Consider the following 19,886-nt stretch of genomic DNA (forward strand, 5'->3'; position numbering starts at 1 on the left):
GGACCGTCCCCGAACCGTGCCCGAAGGCGATCCGGCAGGAGCAGTACGCGTGACGTTCGACGCTCTGATCAACGAGGGCGAGTACTTCCCGTCCTTCTACCTGGACGAGATCCTGCCCAAGCAGCTCAGGACCGGCCGCCTGAAGGAGTGGGCGGCCCGGGAGCGCCAGGGCCTGCCCACCCCCCGCCAGGGGCTGCGGGACCTCACCGGCCCCTATCTGGACGTGCGGCTCACCGTGGGTGGCGAGGCCGGGACGTTCAACATCCGGACCGACGCGCAGGCCGTCGCGGCCCACGAGGCGGCGACCGAGGAGCTGAGGGAGCAAACCGGCGAGGACGAGCCGCCCGCCTTCCTGCCCCGGACCGGACCCCGCGTCTACGCCGACAGCCCCGAGGGCGAGTGGCGCGCGCGGCTGGACGCCTGGCACGAACGTGTCCTGCGCGCGCTGGGCTTCACCCCCTGCCCCGGCCACCTCACCGTGCAGGGCGCCGCCGGCCCCGTCGCGGTGCCCGTGGCCCACAGCGAGCCCGGGGTCGTGGTCCTGGCCGGTGGTTTCGCCGACGACGCCGCTTTCACCCGTGGCGACGGCACCGCCAACCGGCTGCCCGTGCCCGTCCGCGCTGCGTCGGGCAAGACGCTCACCACCGTCACCGACCTCGCCGCCTGGCTGCTCGCCTCCGACAACGCGCCCCGCTACGCGCTGCTGCTGTTCGGTGGCGTCATCGTCCTGGCCGACCGGGAGAACTACGCCCGGGGCCGCCACCTGGCGGTCAGCTTGGACATCGCGCTGCCCCGCAAGGGAGGCAAGGGCGCGACCGCGGGCGAACTGGAGGTGATCGCCGCCCTGTTCGGCGCGCCCTCGCTGCGTCCGGCCGAGGACGGCGGGGAGGACGACATCGCCCGCCTGGTGGCGGAGTCCCGCGACCACTCCGTGGGCGTGACAAGCGACCTGCGCGAGGGCCTGAAGAAGTCCGTCCAGCTGATCGCCAACGAGGTCCTGGAACTCGCCGGACGCCAGGGCGTCAGGCCCGCCGACCTCCCGGAGTGGCTTCCGAAGCCCCTCGCGCAGCCGAACGCGCTCCCGGACCTGCTCACCAAGGAATCCCTGCGCTACCTCTACCGCATCCTCTTCCTGCTGTACGCCGAGGCCCGCCCCGAGCTCGGCATCCTGCCGATGAAGAGCCCGGAGTACGTCGAGGGCTACAGCGTTGCCCGGCTGCGCGAACTGGTCGTCCAGGAGCGGCTGTCCAGCGCCTCGCGCGATCGCCACCACTTCCACGACTCGCTGGACCTGCTCTTCCGGAAGGTCTTCACCGGCCACCCGGTCGCCGACACGGTCACCTCCCGCGACCCCGTGCGAGGCGAGGCAGCCGGGGCGCCGCCCGTCCAGGCGCCCGAATGCGATCCGAAGTCCGGACTGCCCGAGGACGACGGCTACGAGGGCGTGCGCATCGAGGCCCTGAGGTCACGGCTCTTCGACCCGCACTCGATCCGGCTCGTCGACCAGGTGGTCACCCACCCGGACGACATCGCCCCGGGCGACACCACGTCCGAGGGGGTCCGCCGCCTGGACCTGCGCCTGCGCAACAAGGTCCTGCACCAGGTGCTGCGGAGCCTCACCCTCGTCGAGGGCCGGGGCCGCGGCGGCCGGGGCGGCTTCATCTCGTATGCGAACCTCAGCATCAACCACCTCGGCGCGGTGTACGAGGGCCTGATGTCCTACACCGGCTTCATCGCCGACGAGCCGCTGTACGAGGTCGCCAAGGGCGGCGACCCCAGCGGCGGTTCGTGGCTGATCAAGGCCGCGCAGGTCCGCTCCGGACGCTACCCGGACGGCCCGCGCGACAGCGTGTTCGTGGGCACGGAGGTCAACCCGGAGACGGGCCGGCCGGTGCCTGTCCCGCACAAGGTCGGCTCGTACGTCTACCGGCTGGCCGGCCGTGACCGCCAGACCAGCGCCTCCTACTACACGCCCGACTCCCTGACCCGGGCCACGGTCGAGCAGACCCTGCGCTTTCGCCTCGACGAGAACGGCGCCGTCGATCCCCGGCAGCCCGAGCGGGCCTGGGTCAACGCGGCGGACGTGCTGCGCTGGCGGGTGTGCGAACCGGCCCTCGGCTCCGGCGCTTTCCTCAACGAGGCCGTCAACCAGCTCGCCGAGCTCTACCTGCGTCTGGCCCAGCGCGAACGCGGCGTCGAGATCGACGCCGAGGACTACCAGCGCGAGCTCCAGAAGACGAAGGCGTACATCGCCCTGCACAACGCCTACGGCGTGGACCTGAACGAGACGGCGGTCGAGCTGGCCGAGATCTCGCTGTGGCTGAACACCATGTACCAGGGCATGAAGGCGCCCTGGTACGGCCTTCACCTCCACCGGGGCAACTCGCTGATCGGCGCCGCCCGCGCGGTGTACCCCGGGAACAGCCTCAGCAAGGGCGGCTGGCTGGTCGCGAAGGCCCCGCAGCGCCCCCGGCGCGTCCCACTGGGCGAGAAACTGAAGGCCCGGGAGGTGCACCAGTTCCTGCTGCCCGCGATGGGATGGGGGTCGATCGGCGAGAAGGTGTCCCTGCGCACCCTCGACAAGGGCAAGCCGGAGGAGACGGTCAAGGCCGTCGTCGACGGCGATGTCGTCGACTGGCTGGAGCCCGGACTCGTCGAGGCGATGCGCAAGTGGCGCTCGGCGATGCGGCGCAACCCCAAGGGAGACCCGAGGCAACGGACGCAGAAGCAGAAGGCGGCACCGACGCCGGAGGATCTGGCGGAGCGGGACGCGAGGCTGGGCCAGGGGGCGTTCGACCTCGGACTCGGAATCTGGGAGCAGGCGGCGCTGGGGGACGCGGACGACAGCGCCGCTCCCGCCTCGGCCACCGCTTCCTCCGCTCCCGCCGTTGCCGCCGCCAGTGTCACGGAGGACGACGACACCGCGCCCGGTGAGGCGACGCAGACCGGTCGGCTGATCAGACTCGCCCGCCGGGTCGAGTACCTGTGGGATCTGGTCGTGATGCGGCTGAGGCTGTCCGAGCAGGAGATCTCACGGCACGTCGACGTCTGGGGAGCCGCACCCCCGCGCGACGGCCAGGGGCCGGAGGCGGGCGGCGGCGTGCGGAACCGCCCGCCGATGGACCGGGACGCGGTCCTGGAGGCGCTGCACCGCAGGGGCACGCCGTACTGGCGCCTCAAGCAGCTCATGGACGCCTGGTGCGCGCTGTGGTTCTGGCCGCTGGAGGAGATCGGGCTGCTGGACGGCTCGGACGACTTCGCCTACCGTCCGAACGGCGAGGACCGCACGGCTCTGCAACACGGCCACCGCGATCGCGCGGTCCCGCTGAGGTCCCTCGCCGACTGGATCGAGTTCGCCGAGGCCGTCGTCGGTCGCATGGATGCCGAGACGGGGGAGGGCGAGCAGGCGACGTTCCTGTCCTTCGAGGGGGTCGCGAGCCTCGGCGAGCTGGACCTGAAGGAACACGAACTCGACGCGGTGATGACCGAGGCGCTGGCCTGGTCGCACCCCATCGACATCGGCAGCACCTTTCCCTGGTTCGAGACGGTGCAGCGGATCGCCGCCGAACGCGGCTTCCTCCACTGGGAGCTGGACTTCGCCCACGTCTTCGCCGAGGGCGGCTTCGACGTGATGGTGGGGAATCCCCCGTGGGTCAAGCAGGAGTGGAAGGAGAGCGGAGTCCTCGCCGAGTTCGAACCGTGGTTCGAACTGGCCGAGAAGCCGAGCAACGAGGCATGGGCCGAGCGCAAGGCCGACGTGATGGCGTGGAGGGGCGCCAAACCGGCGTTCATGGGCGAGCTGGCGGTCCACGCGGCGGCGTCCGCGTTCCTGGCGTCGGCGGACACGTATCCCGAGCTGCTCGGGACGCAGCCGGACCTGTACCGGGCCTTCATGCTGCTGGCGTGGCGGGCGGTGGGGGAGCGGGGGACAGCGGGGCTGATCCATCCGTCCACTCACCTGACCGGGACGAAGGAGGGGGCGCTGCGCGGAGCGGCATACCGGCACCTGCGGTTGCACGCGGACTTCACCAATGAGCTGCTCATCTTCGCCAACCCGGTGGGCAACAGCAGCCATTTCAGTGTCAACGTGTACGGCCGGGACAAGGACATCAACTTCCAGCACATGAGCTGGCTCCTGCATCCGAGTGTGTTGGTGGGATCCGTGCGCCACGACGGCAAAGGCCCCGTGCCGGGGGTCAAGGACGGAGGCAAGTGGGACTTGCGTCCGCACCGGAACCGGATCATCACGGTGGACCCTGAGCGCCTGGCCGAGTGGCGTGACTTGGCCGGTGAGTCGAATCCGCCGCCGATCAAGCAAGCCAAGCTCTTGTACCCGGTGACCCAGGCGGAGGAGTCGGCTATCAGGGCACTCGCGAGGTGGAAGCGTCGGGTCGCGGCGCTCGGCCCGCGCATCAGCCCCGGCTTCCATGAGAAGAACGACCGCACGGCGGGCTACTTCACCTGGACGCCTGGCCCGGTGGAGGGCTGGCGGGACGTCATTCTCCAGGGGCCGATGATCAGCGTTGCCACGCCTTACCACAAGCAGCCCCCCGCAGACGGCTCGAAGAGCATGCGCGACTACGAGCCGTGGGATCACCTGAACCTGGCCGAAGACGTCGTGCCGCGCACGAACTACCGGCCCTCCGTCAATCGCTCGGTGAGCGACTACTACACGGCCCTCGCTCGCCGCACATGGACCGACGAAGCATTGCTCGACGACCTGCGGGACGACGACCGAGTCTCCCATGCTCTCCAGGAACTGACGGCGGACGAGGGTCAGCAGCGGGCAGTGCTCAGAGACTGGGCGAGCCGCCCTTACTCGCGCTTCTACCGGCTGGCTTGGCGTCGGCAGATCGCGTTCAACACAGAGCGCAGCCTTTTTGCTGCGCTTCTGCCCCCGGGACCGGCACACGTGCACATGATCCACAGCGCCGCACTGGGCACCACACGGGCGACCGCGCTGATGGCAGGCTTCTGGGCCGCGCTGCCGCTTGACTACTTTCTGCGGGCGACGGGACGCTCAGACCTCCAGAAAGGCGAGGCGGAGGTCATGCCCGCCCCCACGCCGGGTCATCCCCTGGAAGGGGCGCTGCTCCTCCGGACCCTTCGCCTCAATTGCCAGACGGACGCCTACGTCCGGCTCTGGGAGGAGTTGTACGAGCCGTCCTGGCAGCGGGACACCTGGGCCGCCTCCACCGTGTGGCCCGAAGGCACGCCGCCGCTCAGTGTGGGCGTAGGGCCGGTGTGGAACCGCGACACGCCCCTCCGTACGGAGTTCTCCCGGCGCGCGGCGCTTGTAGAGATCGACGCCCTGGTGGCCGTGTGGCTCGGCATCAGCGCGGACGAGCTGGTGGCCATGTACGACGCCAGGTTCCCCGTACTCCAGCAGTACGAGGAGAGCATGTGGTTCGACGCGACCGGCCGCCGTATCGCCAAGGCACACCAGCAGTTCGGCTACGGCCAGCCCAAGGACGCCTGGAAGCAGTTGAGTTCTCCCGAGGGCTTCCCTGTCGAGTACAAGGTCCCGGACGGGTACGCCGATCCTCTCTACCGGGCGCACCGGAAGGACGAGATGAAGGCCGCCCACGCCGAGTTCACCCGGCGGCTGCGTGCGGCCGGTTGGGAGCCCGGCGACACGCGACCCCCGGGAGACGCCGAGCGCTGAACAGGCGCCCCCGTACGCGAGAGCCCCGCCGTCTGCCAGGACCGGCACGGCTCTTGCGGCGGAACGGGCGGGCTCAGACGGCCCGCTTCGCCGCCATGTGGACGAACTCCGCCCAGGCCGCACGCGACACCGTGAGCACGGGGCCGCCGACGTCCTTGGAGTCCCGGATGTACACAACGGCCGGAGCTGCCGCGACCTCCACGCACTGGCCGCCCTCGGTCCCGCTGTAGCTGCTCTTGAACCAGGCTAGGCCGGGTGCGGTGGTCGAGGACTCAGCGTTGTTCATAGCGATCCCAGCAACCCTTCGATGAACTTCGTTGACTCTCGCGGGCTGAGAGCCTGCGATCGGATGATCCCATAGTGTGCGGCGGCGAACGCCGTCTGCTCCGGGTCGGTTTCCAGAGCGCTGGTCGAATACGTCTCGGAGTACACGAACTTCTTGCCATCCCTGCGGGTGACGACCGTGAAGGGCCCGTTCACGCCCGCGTTGTCCTCGCAGTCCGTCGGCATGACCTGGATCTCGACGTTCCGCATCTGGCCGATCAGCAGAGCATGCTCCAACTGCCCCCGCATCACGGCCGCGCCGCCGTACCGGTGCCGCAACAGCGCCTCATCCATCACGAAACTCAGCAGCGGCGCTGGGCGCCGCTCGAAGATGGCTTGCCGGGCCAGCCTGGCGTCGACGCGCTGCTCGATCGTCTCCGGGTCCAGGGGAGGGCGCCGCATCGCGAGCAGCGCCCTCATGTACTCCTCGGTCTGGAGCAGGCCGTTGATCACGAGGGTGTCGTACACGAGAAGCTCAAGCGCCTCCTTCTCCAGTGCCGCCATCCCCTGGAAGAACGTCGGATACTGCGCCCTCTCCACCTGCTCCTTCCACAGGCGCAGCAACCCTTCCGCCCGCAGCGCGTCGTCCGCGCGGTCGATGGTCCGGGGGGAGGGAATCCTGCGGCCCTGCTCGAACGACGCGATCGTCGAAGCCGAGTAGCCGAGCCGTTTGCCGAACTCCTCCCGCTCCAGGTTCTCCCGTGCCTTGAGCGTCTTCATCGTCTGGTCGAACGCGGTGACCACGCCCCGCCCGGCGTCGTCATCCGGGCGGCGCCCGCCGCCCTCGTCGTTGCCCGAGCCGCCGCCGAAACTCACGACCGCCGTTTCCTCATCGCCCGAAGTTCCCTCGGCCCCCGTGCCCCCGTCTTCCACCGCCGACCACCTCCTCCCCTGTTCAACGCTCGTGTGCGCAAACCGTTACGCTGCGCTTCGCGTACGTGCAAGCGCGCCGCGCGTACAACCGCCGTACGTCATTGCGTTACCCCTGGTGACGGTCCGCGACCGGCGGGACCGTGATCCGTATGACGAACAAGCCCGCCGGGCCTTCCGACAGCAGCCGACCGCCCGCCCCCGACGCGCGGTTGCCCGCGCCTGCCCAGCCCACGGCGGCGCGCGGCTTCGAGACGTTCGAGATGCGCTTCACCACCACGCGCCGTGGAGCCCGCCTGGCCCGCCGCATGGCGGCCCTCCGCCTGGACGCGTGGGGCTTCCCGTACGGCACCGAGGCGCACGACGAGATCGTGCTGATCGTCGGCGAGCTGGCGGCCAACGCCGTGACCCACGGCCTTGTCGCCGGGCGGGACTTCCACCTCCGCCTGCAGGCGGCCCCGCGATCCGGGACGGCGCGCGTCGAGGTCACCGATGCCCGTGGCGAACGCGTCCCGGAGCGCCCCGCCTTCCCGGACGGCGTGGGCGACGAGGAGAGCGGGCGCGGCCTGCTCCTCGTCTCTCGGCTGGCCGTCCGCTGGGACTGGCACCCGCGCCCCAACGGGCCGGGCAAGACGGTCTGGGCGGAGTACGCGGGTGCGCCGGGATGCGGGCGGTGAGGCCCGTCCGGCCGGTCCGCCGCACGAGGGGCGGGCACGCGGCCGTACTCCCCTGACCGGACGGCCCGCACCCCGTGCGCGTACCGGTCCCGTGGCAGGAGGCACGGGCAGTGGGCAGCGCGCTGTCCGTGCGGCCTCGTAGAGTGGAACGCGATCGGACCTGATCACCGCGAGCGCGCGCTCGCCGGTGGTCCGGGCGTACGCCGGTCACGGGACACCGGGGAGACGGGGGCGCAGCGCGTCATGAGACCCACACTCGCCGCGCAGACACTGCGCGACACGACGGTCGAGTATCTGACGACGACCTTCGCGCTGGCCGAGCCCGACACGCAGGACGCCCTGGAGGACTTCCTCACCGACCCGGCGGACGGCCTCTTCCGCGGGCCGTACCTACGGATCAGGCGCCCCTTCCGGGCGGCGGCCGACGGCTGGCAGCGCCATGTCGACTGGTATCCGGCGGGGTTCCAGCCCTACGCCCACCAGGCGGACGCCTTCGCCCGGCTGACCAGCAAGGACGGGCACCGGCCCGAGCCCACACTGGTGGTCACCGGCACGGGGTCGGGCAAGACCGAAGCCTTCCTCTACCCGGTGATCGACCACTGCCGACGGGCCAGGGCGGCGGGTAAGCCCGGGATCAAGGCCATCCTGCTGTACCCGATGAACGCGCTGGCGGGCGACCAGGCGGACCGGCTGGGCGATCTGCTGGAGGACGACAGGCTGGGTGAGGTGACGGCGGGCCTCTTCATCGGCCAGGCGTCGTCCCGGGGGGCCGCCCCGTACAAGCGGGTGATGGTGGAGCGCGCCGAGATCCGCCGCAATCCGCCGGACATCCTGATCACCAACTACAAGATGCTCGACCTGCTGCTCCAGCGGCAGCAGGACGCCCCGCTGTGGCGGGACGCCGACCTGGCGTACATCGTGATCGACGAGTTCCACACGTACGACGGAGCGCAGGGCACTGACGTGGCGATGCTGCTCCGGCGGCTCGCGGCCGTTGTGGGGGCACCTGAGGACGGGCGGCCGCTGGGGGCGATCTGCCCGGTGGCGACCTCCGCGACCCTGGGATCGGGGGGCGCGGCGGCCGACCGGAGCGCCATGCTGAGGGTGGCCTCGCAGGTGTTCGGGACGCGGTTCCCGGACGAGGCGGTGGTCGGGGAGGACCGGCGGGAGGCGGCGGAGTTCCTGGCTGCCGTGGACGACACGCTGCCCCTGCCGACGCCCGGCGAGCTGGCGGACCTCCCCGACCCGGCGCGTACCCCGGGCGGCCTGGACGCCGTCGCCCGCATGACCGTCGGCTGCGACACGGGGGATCCGCGCGAGCTGGGGCGGCGGCTGCTGGCCCACCCCCTCACCCACGCGCTGCTCGCCTCGAAGGACGCCCCGCTCACGCCCCTGGAAGTCCTCCGCGGGTTCCCCGCCGGCTCGGCGTGGCGGGCCGCCGCCGTACAGCAGCCGGAGCAGGCCGCGATCGCCCTGGCGCGCTTCGTGGCGCTGATCTCGGCGGCCAGGGATCCGAAGGCGCCCGACGACAAGGAGCGGCCGCTTCTCTTGGTGGAGGCCCATCTGTGGCTGCGGGCGCTGTCGCGCGTGCTGCGGTTCGTCGCGCCGCAACCCGTCTTCTCCTGGTCGGATGCCGACCAGGCCGCTCTCACCGCGACCGGGCCCGGCCCCGGTGAGAGCCGTGCGGACATGGACCGCCGCGCCGTGGCTGTGGCCGCGCAGGCCGAGCGCCGTCTGCACGCCCAGCGTTCCGGCCGGCTGCCCGCCGCATACTGCCGGCACTGCGGACGCTCAGGCTGGGCGGCGATCTGCCCCGACCGCAACCCGCAGAACCTGGTCCACGCCCCGGACGAGATCTACCGGGCGAGCGTCGCCGGGGGGGCCGCCAAGGCCCGGGTACGGGCGTTGATCGCCGCCACCCCGGCAGAGGCGGCCGAGCAGGCCAGGGCGCTGCTCGCGCGCCGGGCCGCCCGGACCGCCCGCAGGGGCGCCGCGCACGACGCGACGCTGCTGGTCCTGGAGGACAACGGCAGGGCGCTGCGCCGGCTCGACCCGGATGAGGTCCTGCGCGGCGGCGACCGCACGGCCCCGGCGCCCGCCCCCGAGAACGGCGTGTACGTGTGGGCCTGGTTCGACAACCAGGAGCAGAGCGAATACGCCGGGCAGGACCGCTGCCCGGCATGCGGCCAGACGCAGGGCATCCGCTTCCTTGGCGCCGGCGTCGCACCGCTCGCCTCGGTCGTGGTCACTCAGCTGTTCACCGGAGGGGAGCTGCCGGCCAGGGACGAGCACGACCGCGACCGGCGCAAGACACTGATCTTCAACGACTCGGTGCAGGACGCCGCCTACCGCGCCGGTTTCGTGGCTAGCCGGTCCTGGAAGTTCTCCTTGCGCTCCCTCATCCACGAGCAGTTGGCCGACCGCGTCCGCGAGAGCGCAGAGTTCGCCGCCGACGGCGTCCCGCTCAACGAGCTGATCTCCTCGCTGATCAGCCGGGCCGCCGCCCCGGAGCAGCGCCTCCTCGCCTCCGTCGTACCACCCGACCTGCACGACGTGGGCCGGGTCAAGCGGCTGCTGGCGGGCAAGCAGCGCATCCCGAAGGCCACCTGGGAACTGGTCGGCGATCGCCTCGCCTTCAACACACTGTTGGAGTTCGGCCTTCACTCCCGCCTCGGGCGCACCCTGGAACTCACCCGTACGGTCGCCGCCGAGGTCCGCCTGCCCGACCCGGCCGCGGCGGCCGATGCGGCCGCGGCGCTGTACGACCTGCGGCGGGAGCAGCAGCTCCCGGAAGACCCGGGCGACGCCTCCGGCACGAACCGACCCGCGCCGGCCTCCGGCGCGAAGGCCGCCGTCCCGCCCCCGGGCGACCCGGAGCGCCCCCGGTTCTTCGAGGGCTACGTCCGCGGGCTGCTCGAACACATCCGCCGGATCGGCGGCATCCGCCATTCCTGGCTGGATCGGTTCATCGACGAGGAGGGCCGCAACACGTACCTCGTCCGTGGAGGCCGGCCTGCGGGGATGCCCGCGTTCGGCAGGGGCTCGGAGGCACCGGCCTTCGTCCTCGTCGGCGCCCGCGCCGGCGGCACCGCGTTCGAGCGGCTGGACACCCGGGACAGCTGGTACGTCGACTTCACCACCCGCTGCCTCGGCCTGGACCGCGAGGCCGCGGGCGCGTATCTCAGCGAGCTCTTCGAGCAGCTGGCCGGCGACGCAATCGGTGCGCTGGCCCGGCGGCGCACCGGCCCGACCGACCAACGGCAGGGGCAATGCGTGTACGGGCTCACTCCCGGGCACGTCCGGGTGCGCCCGCTGGACGACGACCAGACCGCGCTCGCTGTCCTGACCTGCCCCGAGTGCGGATGGACGCAGACCGTGCCGCCGGAGCGGGCGCCGGTGTGGCAGGGCACGCGCTGCCCGCTCAAGCGCTGCGAGGGCACCCTGACCCGCCCCTCGCGGGAGGTGGGCGGCCGGGCGGCGCGCGACCACCGCACCGACTACTACCGGCGCCTGTACCGGGAGGCCGAGCCGTACAGCGTGGTGGCGGCCGAACACACTGGCGTCCTGAGGCGCAAGGAACGCGAGGAGGTGGAGAAAGGTTTCCGGCGCGGCACGCGTTACACGGACCCGAACGTCCTGTCGTGCACACCCACGCTCGAACTCGGCATCGACATCGGCCAGCTGGAGGCCGTCGTACTGGCCTCGCTGCCGCCATCGACAGCCGGTTACGTCCAGCGAGTCGGCCGCGCGGGCCGCGCCACCGGCAACGCGTTCATGGTCACGCTGGCCGACACCAGCCCCCGCGCCCTGTACCACCTGGCCGAACCGCACAACCTCATCGCCGGCCCGATCCTGCCGCCCGGGTGCTTCCTGTCCGCGGGCGAGCTGCTGTGCCGGCAGTACACCGCGTATCTGATCGACCGCGCGGCCCGCGGCGCCCTGGAGGGCGTACCACCGCTGCCGGATCGGGTGACCCAGCTCGTCGGCCGCACCGGCTGGCTGACGGTCTTCCAGAACGCGGTGAAGGGGCGCGTCGACCTGGCGGACGGTTTCCTGGCGCTCTTCCCCGACATCGAGGGGGTCCCCGACTCGGGCGTGTCCCGGGACGCCCGCAAGACCCTGCGCCGCTACGCGCAGGCGGAGCTGGCCACGCGGCTGGAGCGGGCACGGCGGGCCTGGGACGACGAGCGTGCCGAACTCGTGTTGCGCCGCAAGCTGATCAGCGACGCCGCCGACTCCCTCCACGAGGCCGTGGAGGACGAGGCACGTGAGAAGCGCGGCCTGGTCCGTGAGGCGGCGGGCGTTTCAAGGCTCCTCCAGGAGATGGCGCAGGGCGATTCGCAGGGCTTCCTCGTCGAGCAGGGACTGCTGCCCAACTACAGCCTCGTAGAGGACGGCGTACGCCTGGAGGCCGTGCTCAGCTACAAGGAACCCCCGCGCAGGCTCCGCGCGGGAGAGGACGCCGGAGCCGACAGGTCCCGCTGGAACTACGACCCGCGCACCTACGACCGCCCCGCGGCTTCCGCGCTCACCGAACTCGCCCCGGGCAACGCCTACTACGCCCGCGGCTACCGGCACGTTGTCGACGGCTTCGAACTCGGCCCCGTCCGCAGGGACTCTCCCCACGCCCCGCCCGCGGGACTGCGGACCTGGCGGGTGTGCGACGACTGCGGCCATGTCCGCACCGGCGAAGCCGCGGAGCAGGACACCTCACCCTGCCCGCGCTGCGGCGGCGTCGGCATCGGCGGCCGCACCGCCCTGCACCAGGTGGTGGTACCGCGCAAGGTCACCGCCCACGACAAGCGGGACGACGCCCGGATCGTCGACGACCGCGAAAGCCGCAGCAGCACCCGCTACACGACCGTCACAGCCGTCGACATCGATCCGCAAGACATCAGGAGGACCTGGCGGCACCAAAAGGCCACCTTCGGCGTTGACCACGTCCGCAAGGCGGTCATCCGCCGCTTCAACCTTGGCAAAAGACGTAACGGCAGGCGCAACGACACCCTCTTCGCCGGCGCCGAGGTGGCGGTCACCGGATTCACCGTGTGCCCGCGTTGCGGCGGCGCCACCGACCGTGAGCCGGGCCGCGGCCCCGCCCGGGAGACGTCCAGCCCGTCCCTGCTCGGACGGGAGGAGCTGGCCCACCACCGCCCGTGGTGCCCCACCCGGCGCCGCGACAAGCAGGCGGCGCCGCGGGACGTGCGGGTCATCACCGCCACCGAGCACACCACGGAGGCCCTGCGCATCCTGCTGCCCGCCGCCACGCTGAACGTGCCCGAGCGGCTGGCCTCCTTCTCCGCCGCACTCCATCTGGGCCTCGCCCTCCGATACGGCGGCGACCCGGCACACATCCGCTCCACCGCCGCCACCGAACCTGACCGGGAGACCGGCCTCACCCGCAACCACCTCGTCCTGTACGACGCCCTGCCCGGCGGAACGGGCTATCTCCAGCGCCTCGTCGACCGCGACGGTGAGGAGTTCAGAACCGTCCTCGCCGCCGCGCAACTGGGACTGCGCGCGTGCCCCTGCAAGGACACCCCGCGCCGAGCCTGCCACCGTTGCCTGCTCGGCTACGCCCCGGAACGGGACTACAAGGACCTCGACCGGCGGGAAGCCCTCTGGATGTTGGACACCCTCCTGGGCGCCGACGGGCACAGCGGGTGGGACGTCCGCGAGGGCGACAGCGGCGCCGGACCACGCTTCGCCGACCAGGCGGAGAGCGACCTGGAGCGCAGGTTCATCGAATGCCTCGACCGCTGGCTCGCCGTGCCCGGCAACGCAGCCGCCACGGACGACGCGTCCACGCCCACCGGGCGGCAGGGCAAGCAGTTCACCCTCACCCGGCCGGACGGCTCCCCGGTCCGCTGGGAGGTCGTCGCCCAGAAGGATCTGCACGATTACCGCACTCGTCCTGACCTGCTGTTCCGTCCGGTCGCCGGGGACACGACGAGCGACGGGGCGCCGCCGCTGCCCATCGCCGTCTATCTGGACGGCTACCGCTGGCACGCCTCCTCCCGTACCAACCGCATCGCCGACGACGCGGCCAAGCGCGCCCGGCTGCGCGCCGGCGGGACACTCGTCTGGCAGATCACCTGGGACGACGTCGCGGCCTGGGACCGAAACCTGAAAGGCGGGCAGGTGTCCGGCCCGGATGGCCCGGCCGACCCGCTGGACGCCGTCATCGCGGGCCGCGACGCCGACGCGGCCTGGCCGCCGTACGGTGTCGCGTCCGCTGCTGATCCCGGTGGCCTGGTGCGCGAGCAGTGGCGAAAGGCCGGGCGGGATCCCTCGGAGGCGCACGCGCTGCTTTTCGACGGCGCGATCCCCTCACTCCTCGGCTTCCTGCGCGACCCGCGGCCCAACAAGTGGCAGCAGCTCGCGCAGCTCGCCGTCAGCGCTCCCGCCGCCCTGCGCAGATCGGCCCTGGTGGACGCGGATCCGGCCGCCGCTGTCGGATGGATCGAGGCCGCCCTCCGCGGGGACCCGACGCCGACCGTCGCGGGGAAGGGGCTCAAGCTGCTGTCCTTCCACGACGGCTCGGGGCTGCCGATGGTCCTAGTCGCGGCTCCCCGAGCCGACCGCAAGGGCCTGCGGTGGAGCGCGCTCGCCGTGCTCGACGACCGGCCGGAAGCCGTCGGTTCGGACAGCCCCGACCACCGCCGACGCTGGAAAGCGTGGCTGTGCTGGAGCAACATCATCCAGTTCCTCGATCCCACCGGCGCGGGCCGCGCGGACGGTCTCGCGCTCGCCCGCACCGCCCTGGACGCCTTCGACGCCTCGCTGCTCGCCGCCACGGCCGGCCCGGCCGGCGGGCTGCTGCCCGCGCTGCGCGAAGAGGCCGACGGCACGGGGCTGCTCCCGCGCGAGCCCGCACACGGCGCTGCGTCCATCTCCCCGGCGCCCGGTGAAGGGCCTGCCGAGACGGACCGCCCCGGCGCCTTCACGGCGGCAGGAGACCCCGGACCGTCCCACGACATGAACCACACCGAGCGCACCCTGTGGGCGATGCTCCTGGAGGACCTTGACAGGTGGGGCGACCCGCAGGTCGCGGCACTGGCGCAGCAACTCGCAGCCCGGGGCGACGTGCAGGCGGGCAGGGCGAACTGGGACATCGACGGCGTCCGGCGCACGATCGAACTCGCCTGGCCCAAGGCCAGGATCGGGGTCGTCCTGTCCGAAGACGCGCGGGACAGCACGCACATGGCGCAATGCGCCGCCGCGGGATGGCGGCTGCGGCCGCCCGGCGGCTGGGACGTGGAAGAACTCGCCCGACTGCTGCGCGAAGAGGGGATGGCGGAATGAGTCCCGCGGCGTGGGAACCGGCCCGGGCCAGAACACGGGTTCAGGTCGGACGGCAGGCGCACGGGGACCTGGAGCGCCTGGGCGGGGTGGTCGCGGACGCGGTGGGAGACTTCGTCCACCGGCTGCGCGCGGACCGCGCCAATCGCGCGCTGCGCCTGTCCTACCTGCGGGCTGCCGGTGACAACGGCGATCTGCATCTCGCCCACGCCGATGCCACGTGCATGCTGCTACTCCTCTCGACGGACGGCGGCGACGAGATCCGGGTCCTCGCCGTGCGGGACGGACCGCGGGCCCGCGGCGAACTCGCCCGCCTCACCGTGGAGATCAACCCCGTCTCGGGCGACGTCGAGGTCGTGGACCAGAGCGAGGTCAGCGCCAACGTCGTGGCCCTGGCCGACCGGAAGGAGAGTTCCGCGCCCGGGCCGCACGCGCCTGCCGCACCGGATCGGGTGACGCCCGGGACGCCGGGCCCGTCCACGGCGCCGGCCGCGGCTGAGCGGCCATCGCTCTTCGCCCGGTACGACGACAGGACACTCGTCGACCTCGGGGTGGTCCGTTCCCTGCTGCCCGCGCTGCGAAAGGTGACGACGGACGAGCAGTTCGACCGGCTTCTCGCGCACAACCTGCCGGAACTCACCCGGGACGTCCTCCTGCGCCTGCGCGACCACGCGGACCCGGCGGACGTACGCCGGCACATCACGGCCACCTGGCGCCCCGACGACGAGGTGGACACCCGCGACTGGGCGAGCGCGGCCAGGCGCCCCGTCTCCCGGGCGGAGACCGATGACGACGCCGTCCTCGGCGCGCTGGGCCGCACATTCGACGCCTGGCGGCTGTTCCTCCACCCGGAGCAGCGGCGCCTGGCCACCGGCGACCTCAAGGGATCGGCGAGGGTGACCGGCGGCCCGGGTACCGGCAAGACGGTCGTCGCCCTGCACCGCGTACGCCATCTCGTCGAGCATCTCCCGGCAGATGACTCGCGGCCGGTGCTGCTCACCACCTACAACACCAACCTCGCCCAGGACCTCAGGGAACGCCTCGGTCTGCTGATCGGCCACGAATCGCTGCGCCGGGTCCACGTCACCTCCGTGGACGCGCTCGCCCACAGCATCGTCGAGGAGGCGGGCACGGAAAAGGGCCGGCCGCTGGGCGATGGCGAGGCCCTGGAACTCTGGCACACCGTGTGCACCGAGGCCGGGCTGTTCGACCACGACCCTGATTTCCTGGACACCGAGTTCAGGCACGTGATCCTGGCGTACGGCTGCGACTCCTGGGACGCCTACCGCCGTATCGGCCGCACCGGCCGCCCGCGCATCAGCCCGCGGCAGCGCCATGAGGTGTGGCAGCTCGCGCAGGCGTTCACGGCGCACCTGGACGCGGCACCGCGGCGTACCACCTACGCGCTCATCGCCGACCGTGCCGCCGCTGTCGCACAGCGGGCAACGCCCCGCTACCGGCACATCGTGGTCGACGAGGCACAGGATCTGTCCGCCTCGCACTGGCGGATGCTACGCGCCCTGGTGCCGAGGGGTCCGAACGACATCTTCCTGGTCGGAGACGCCCATCAGCGCATCTACGGCGGCCGGGTCGTCCTCAGCCACCAGGGCATCGAGATCCATGGTCGCGCTTCCCGCCGTCTCACCCTCAACTACCGGACGACGCGCCAGATCCTGGTCAGCGCGAACCGCCTGATCAGTGGGTCCTCCTACGACGACCTCGACACCGGGACCGACACCCTCGACGGCTACCGGTCCGTGCTGACCGGCCCCGCTCCGCAGCTGTGGCGCGCCCCGGACCGCCTGACCGAGATGCGCGCCGTTGCCATGCTCATCACGGAGCGCCGTCACAGCCTCGGCACCCCGTACTCGGCGATGGCCGTCTCCGTCCCCGACAGCGGCTCAGGCAGGGCGTTCCTCGACGTTCTCACCAGGGAGTTCTCCCTGCCCGCCGTGGAACTCGGCAAGGACGGAGCGCGACCCGACCGGGACGCGGTACGCGTAGGCACGATGCACCGCTTCAAGGGGCTGGAATTCCAGCGCGTTTTCCTCACCTCCTTCGGCGAAGGCCACGTACCGCACCAGCGGATCGAGCAGTACCGGCTCACGAGCCCCGACCGCTACCGGCAGGAGGAGCAGCGAGCCCGTTCCCTGGCGTTCGTCGCCGCCACCCGCGCCCGGGACGAACTCGTCATCACCTGGAGTGGCAGGGCTAGCCGCTTCCTTCCACCCGACGCGGACGCCACCGCCTACCGCGCCACGGACCTGCTCCGGCACGAGCGACCACCGTCCACATGGCATCACACACCCCTGCCGGAGGGCAGTGCCGCCACTGGACCGTCCGGTGCGACGCTCGCGGGCTGACCCCGCGACGCCGCGCGGGCGGCCTCCGTGGCCGCCTCGGCGGCACGCGGACCGCCCGCGCGGACGCGGGACGTGGCCCAGGCAGGATTCGAACCTGCGACACCGGCTTTAGGAGAGCGACAAGGATCAGGGTGCGCGGTGCCCGACCGTGCCGGGTGGTGCTGGCCAGCACCACCCGGCAGGTCGCTCCATTCAGCGACGACCAGTGGATGCCAGGCCGTCCGCTCACGCATCGCTCACGCACGCTCGGGCAGCAGGCACCAGACCAGTCAACGTGGCAGGGCGCGGTGTGAGCCTAGAGGTGGCCCCTCCGGCGCTGACCACTCACGCTGCTTCGCGGCTGAGGTTGACCATTTCCCGGACTACGCCGCACCACACGACGATGCTGGATCGGTGGCAGACCGCCTTGGGTCACAGCAACTCAACCTCGAGCTCACCTGCGGCGTCTACGACGACCTGGATCACCTCGCGCAGGAATGCGGTGGCGTTTGCATTTGGGATCGCTCTTGGTACCGGTGCAGCTTGTCCGTAGACACTGTCGGCAATGATACGCGCACGCTCCGAGGTCGATCCACGACCACTCTTGGCGAAGGCCGCCTGCCAGTCTCCGAGACGTTCCACCGCGACGCGGCGACGACAAAGGTCCAACAGCCCACGGTTTAGGCGGTTGACAAAATCCTCCAAAACAGCCTGCTTCTCCTCTTCTGTCGGCTCTCCTTGCGACCACTTGAGTGGATTCTGAACGACCTTGACGAGTCCGCCTTGTAGCTCCGCCTGGAGATGTGCTACAGGGCGGAGGTTGAGGTACTCGTCGTCCATCTTGAAGGCGAACCGTCTACTGAGTGCCTTGATTCTTCCCCAGTGAGCCCTGCTGGCTTCAGATGAGGACGCCAGGCCTAGAATCGCATTCCAGTGTTTTGTGAAGTCTTCAACCGCGTCACGGACGGCTACTACGAGGTTCGCCTTATCGTAGACGGGTCTCGTGTCTGCCAGAATAGGGCGATTGCCGCTCGATTCAAGATCATGGAGCAGCTTGCGTAGCTGCTTGACCACCATAGACGTGTCGTCTTTGGTGTATCGTTTTTGCATGTCTGCGAGATAGTACGTTGCAGTCTTTACGCGGTGGCGCAGCGGACGCTCACCAAATGGGCCGAGGTCCTCACCGATTCGAGCAAGAACACCGGTACACGACTGCTGTACATGGCGGGCGCGATCTTTATCCGTCGGCAGATTATCTCCAGTTACGCCATCAAAGTGCGTAAAGCAGAGGTGCAGTTTGGTGGCGTGTCCTGAGCGAGCCAGAGCACGTAGTACGGCGGCAGATGCGGCCTGCATGGGTTGTTCTGCATTGTCCACAAGCAGCACGGCGTCTGTCTCATCGATGAGCCGAGAGAGGCGTGTTGGCATACTGGACGAGCTATCCGGAGTGTGGCCGAGGCCTTCCGTATCAAATAGGACGAGCCCAGGGTAATCTCCATCATGCCAAGTCGGAGAGAACGGCGCCCCGACCCGTACGCCACTCACCAAGGGGGTCAACAGCCGACCGAACCCCTGCTTCGAGTTGCTTGTGAAGCGTCGCAGTTGCCGAATGAAGACAGCGCGATCCTCGGTCTCGTAGGTCCAAGATTCGATCCAGCCCTGCCGATTTCTCTGGAGTTTACCCTCGGTTACCAATTCAAAACGCGCGGCCATCTGGTCCACGAGTTCGTCCACTAGCTCGTGGATGGCATCATCGTCTCGAAGTGCTTCATCGAGTCCTTGCTCGAGAAGTTCTTCAAGGACCTGAGGATCTTCAACCCCGTTCGGATCAAGGTCCTGCGTAAGGCGCTGGCCGTGCTGACTTGCAAGTTCGATGACTCGATCAACTGCGCGGGCGATGACGTGCGGCGCATCATCGACTGCCAACGTTCCCAGCTCAGACATGCCGAGTCGTGGTTCGGTCGTCTCTTCGAAAAGAGATTCATCGAAGAGATCATCCGCGTCGGCTTTAGGGGTCGTGGCCGTTTCGGGCGTGTCGCCATCGCCAAGCACGTAGTTGAAACGGAAACGCTGATCAGGGTGCTGAAGGACTGCGCGCTGCACGTCGACGCGCTTTTCGCCTCGATGTGCCGCCAGTACGGCGCGCAAGAGGCAATCCAAGGCGCATTCACGGACTTCGTCGAGCTGGAAGAAGGTGACTGCGGCCTCATAGGGGCCGTCGCCCAAAATGATCTCCGTGTCGGCGATCGTGGTGCGACCGGTCGCAGTTGTGGGGAAGCGTTCGTCTTCTGGGTCAGTTCCGATGAGCTGGCGAACTAGCGTGGTCTTACCCGCCCCAGTGGTCCCCAGCAAGAGGACGTGCTTCCATCCTTCCTCGCGCTCGGGAAGAGGCAGCAGCCGATCCCGGACTTCACGAGGATCGTACCTATCGGCTTGCAGTCCCGAGTAGAAAATCTCGAGTACGCGACCGTCGAATTGCCCTTCTGCTGCGGTGCGGGCCAACGCCGACCACCAACGCTCGTCGCCGAGCAACTGGTTGAGCTCCGCGACCATCGCCTCTGCCTGCGTCTCGTCCCGGGTGCCTAGCCCGAACCGAACTCGGCGGCCGGTCCGGCCCGTTCGAGGATCCACCAGAGAAGGGTGTCTGAACTGTACCGACCAGCCTGCTCGGCTTTGAGTCCGACTCAAAGCAGCACGGTAAGGGGC

Annotated in this window: 7 protein-coding genes; 4 read left to right on the top strand and 3 right to left on the bottom strand. The window is 70.5% G+C overall.

Going from position 1 to position 19,886, the window contains the following annotated elements; translation table 11 throughout:
- Positions 1 to 49: 49 nt before the first annotated feature.
- Positions 50 to 5,665 (top strand): Eco57I restriction-modification methylase domain-containing protein, encoded by a 5,616-nt coding sequence (locus tag ACH4SE_RS05490; protein ID WP_398541972.1) that lies wholly within the window; start codon positions 50 to 52, stop codon positions 5,663 to 5,665.
- Positions 5,666 to 5,738: 73 nt separating this feature from the next.
- On the opposite strand, the gene ACH4SE_RS05495 is transcribed toward ACH4SE_RS05490, so the two are convergent.
- The gene (locus ACH4SE_RS05495) at positions 5,739 to 5,951 is read right to left on the bottom strand and encodes a DUF397 domain-containing protein (RefSeq protein WP_398541973.1); all 213 of its coding nucleotides are present in this window, start codon (positions 5,949 to 5,951) and stop codon (positions 5,739 to 5,741) included.
- Entirely contained in the window at positions 5,948 to 6,709 is a 762-nt protein-coding gene (locus ACH4SE_RS05500) for a helix-turn-helix domain-containing protein (RefSeq protein WP_398542144.1), read from the bottom strand. The genes ACH4SE_RS05495 and ACH4SE_RS05500 overlap by 4 nt, the downstream gene beginning before the upstream one ends.
- Before the next feature lie 302 nt (positions 6,710 to 7,011).
- Here ACH4SE_RS05500 and ACH4SE_RS05505 point away from each other — a divergent pair, with 302 nt between their 5' ends.
- The 3 genes from ACH4SE_RS05505 to ACH4SE_RS05515 all read left to right on the top strand — a co-directional run bounded on the left by ACH4SE_RS05505 (position 7,012) and on the right by ACH4SE_RS05515 (position 17,201).
- On the top strand, positions 7,012 to 7,536 hold the full coding sequence (locus tag ACH4SE_RS05505) for an ATP-binding protein (RefSeq protein ID WP_398541974.1): 525 nt from the start codon (positions 7,012 to 7,014) through the stop codon (positions 7,534 to 7,536).
- A gap of 243 nt (positions 7,537 to 7,779) precedes the next feature.
- Positions 7,780 to 14,841, top strand: a complete 7,062-nt coding sequence (locus ACH4SE_RS05510) for a DEAD/DEAH box helicase (protein ID WP_398541975.1) — start codon at positions 7,780 to 7,782, stop codon at positions 14,839 to 14,841.
- Positions 14,838 to 17,201: a UvrD-helicase domain-containing protein gene (locus tag ACH4SE_RS05515; RefSeq protein ID WP_398541976.1), complete on the top strand. Its 2,364-nt coding sequence runs from the start codon at positions 14,838 to 14,840 to the stop codon at positions 17,199 to 17,201. Before ACH4SE_RS05510 ends, ACH4SE_RS05515 begins: the two co-directional genes overlap by 4 nt.
- Before the next feature lie 411 nt (positions 17,202 to 17,612).
- On the opposite strand, the gene ACH4SE_RS05520 is transcribed toward ACH4SE_RS05515, so the two are convergent.
- A complete protein-coding gene (locus tag ACH4SE_RS05520) occupies positions 17,613 to 19,733 on the bottom strand; it encodes a hypothetical protein (protein WP_398541977.1) in 2,121 nt (706 codons plus the stop codon).
- Positions 19,734 to 19,886 lie beyond the last annotated feature (153 nt).

Origin of the sequence: Streptomyces sp. NPDC020983 (assembly GCF_044333485.1) — a bacterium.
Taxonomy (GTDB): Bacteria; Actinomycetota; Actinomycetes; order Streptomycetales; family Streptomycetaceae; genus Actinacidiphila.

What these genes read in the sequence shown, in the direction of transcription:
- ACH4SE_RS05495 (WP_398541973.1), bottom strand. Translation starts at nt 5,951, where the DNA reads ATGAACAACGCTGAGTCCTCGACCACCGCACCCGGCCTAGCCTGGTTC.
- ACH4SE_RS05500 (WP_398542144.1), bottom strand. Translation starts at nt 6,709, where the DNA reads ATGAAGACGCTCAAGGCACGGGAGAACCTGGAGCGGGAGGAGTTCGGC.
- ACH4SE_RS05505 (WP_398541974.1), top strand. Translation starts at nt 7,012, where the DNA reads ATGACGAACAAGCCCGCCGGGCCTTCCGACAGCAGCCGACCGCCCGCC.
- ACH4SE_RS05510 (WP_398541975.1), top strand. Translation starts at nt 7,780, where the DNA reads ATGAGACCCACACTCGCCGCGCAGACACTGCGCGACACGACGGTCGAG.
- ACH4SE_RS05515 (WP_398541976.1), top strand. Translation starts at nt 14,838, where the DNA reads ATGAGTCCCGCGGCGTGGGAACCGGCCCGGGCCAGAACACGGGTTCAG.
- ACH4SE_RS05520 (WP_398541977.1), bottom strand. Translation starts at nt 19,733, where the DNA reads ATGGTCGCGGAGCTCAACCAGTTGCTCGGCGACGAGCGTTGGTGGTCG.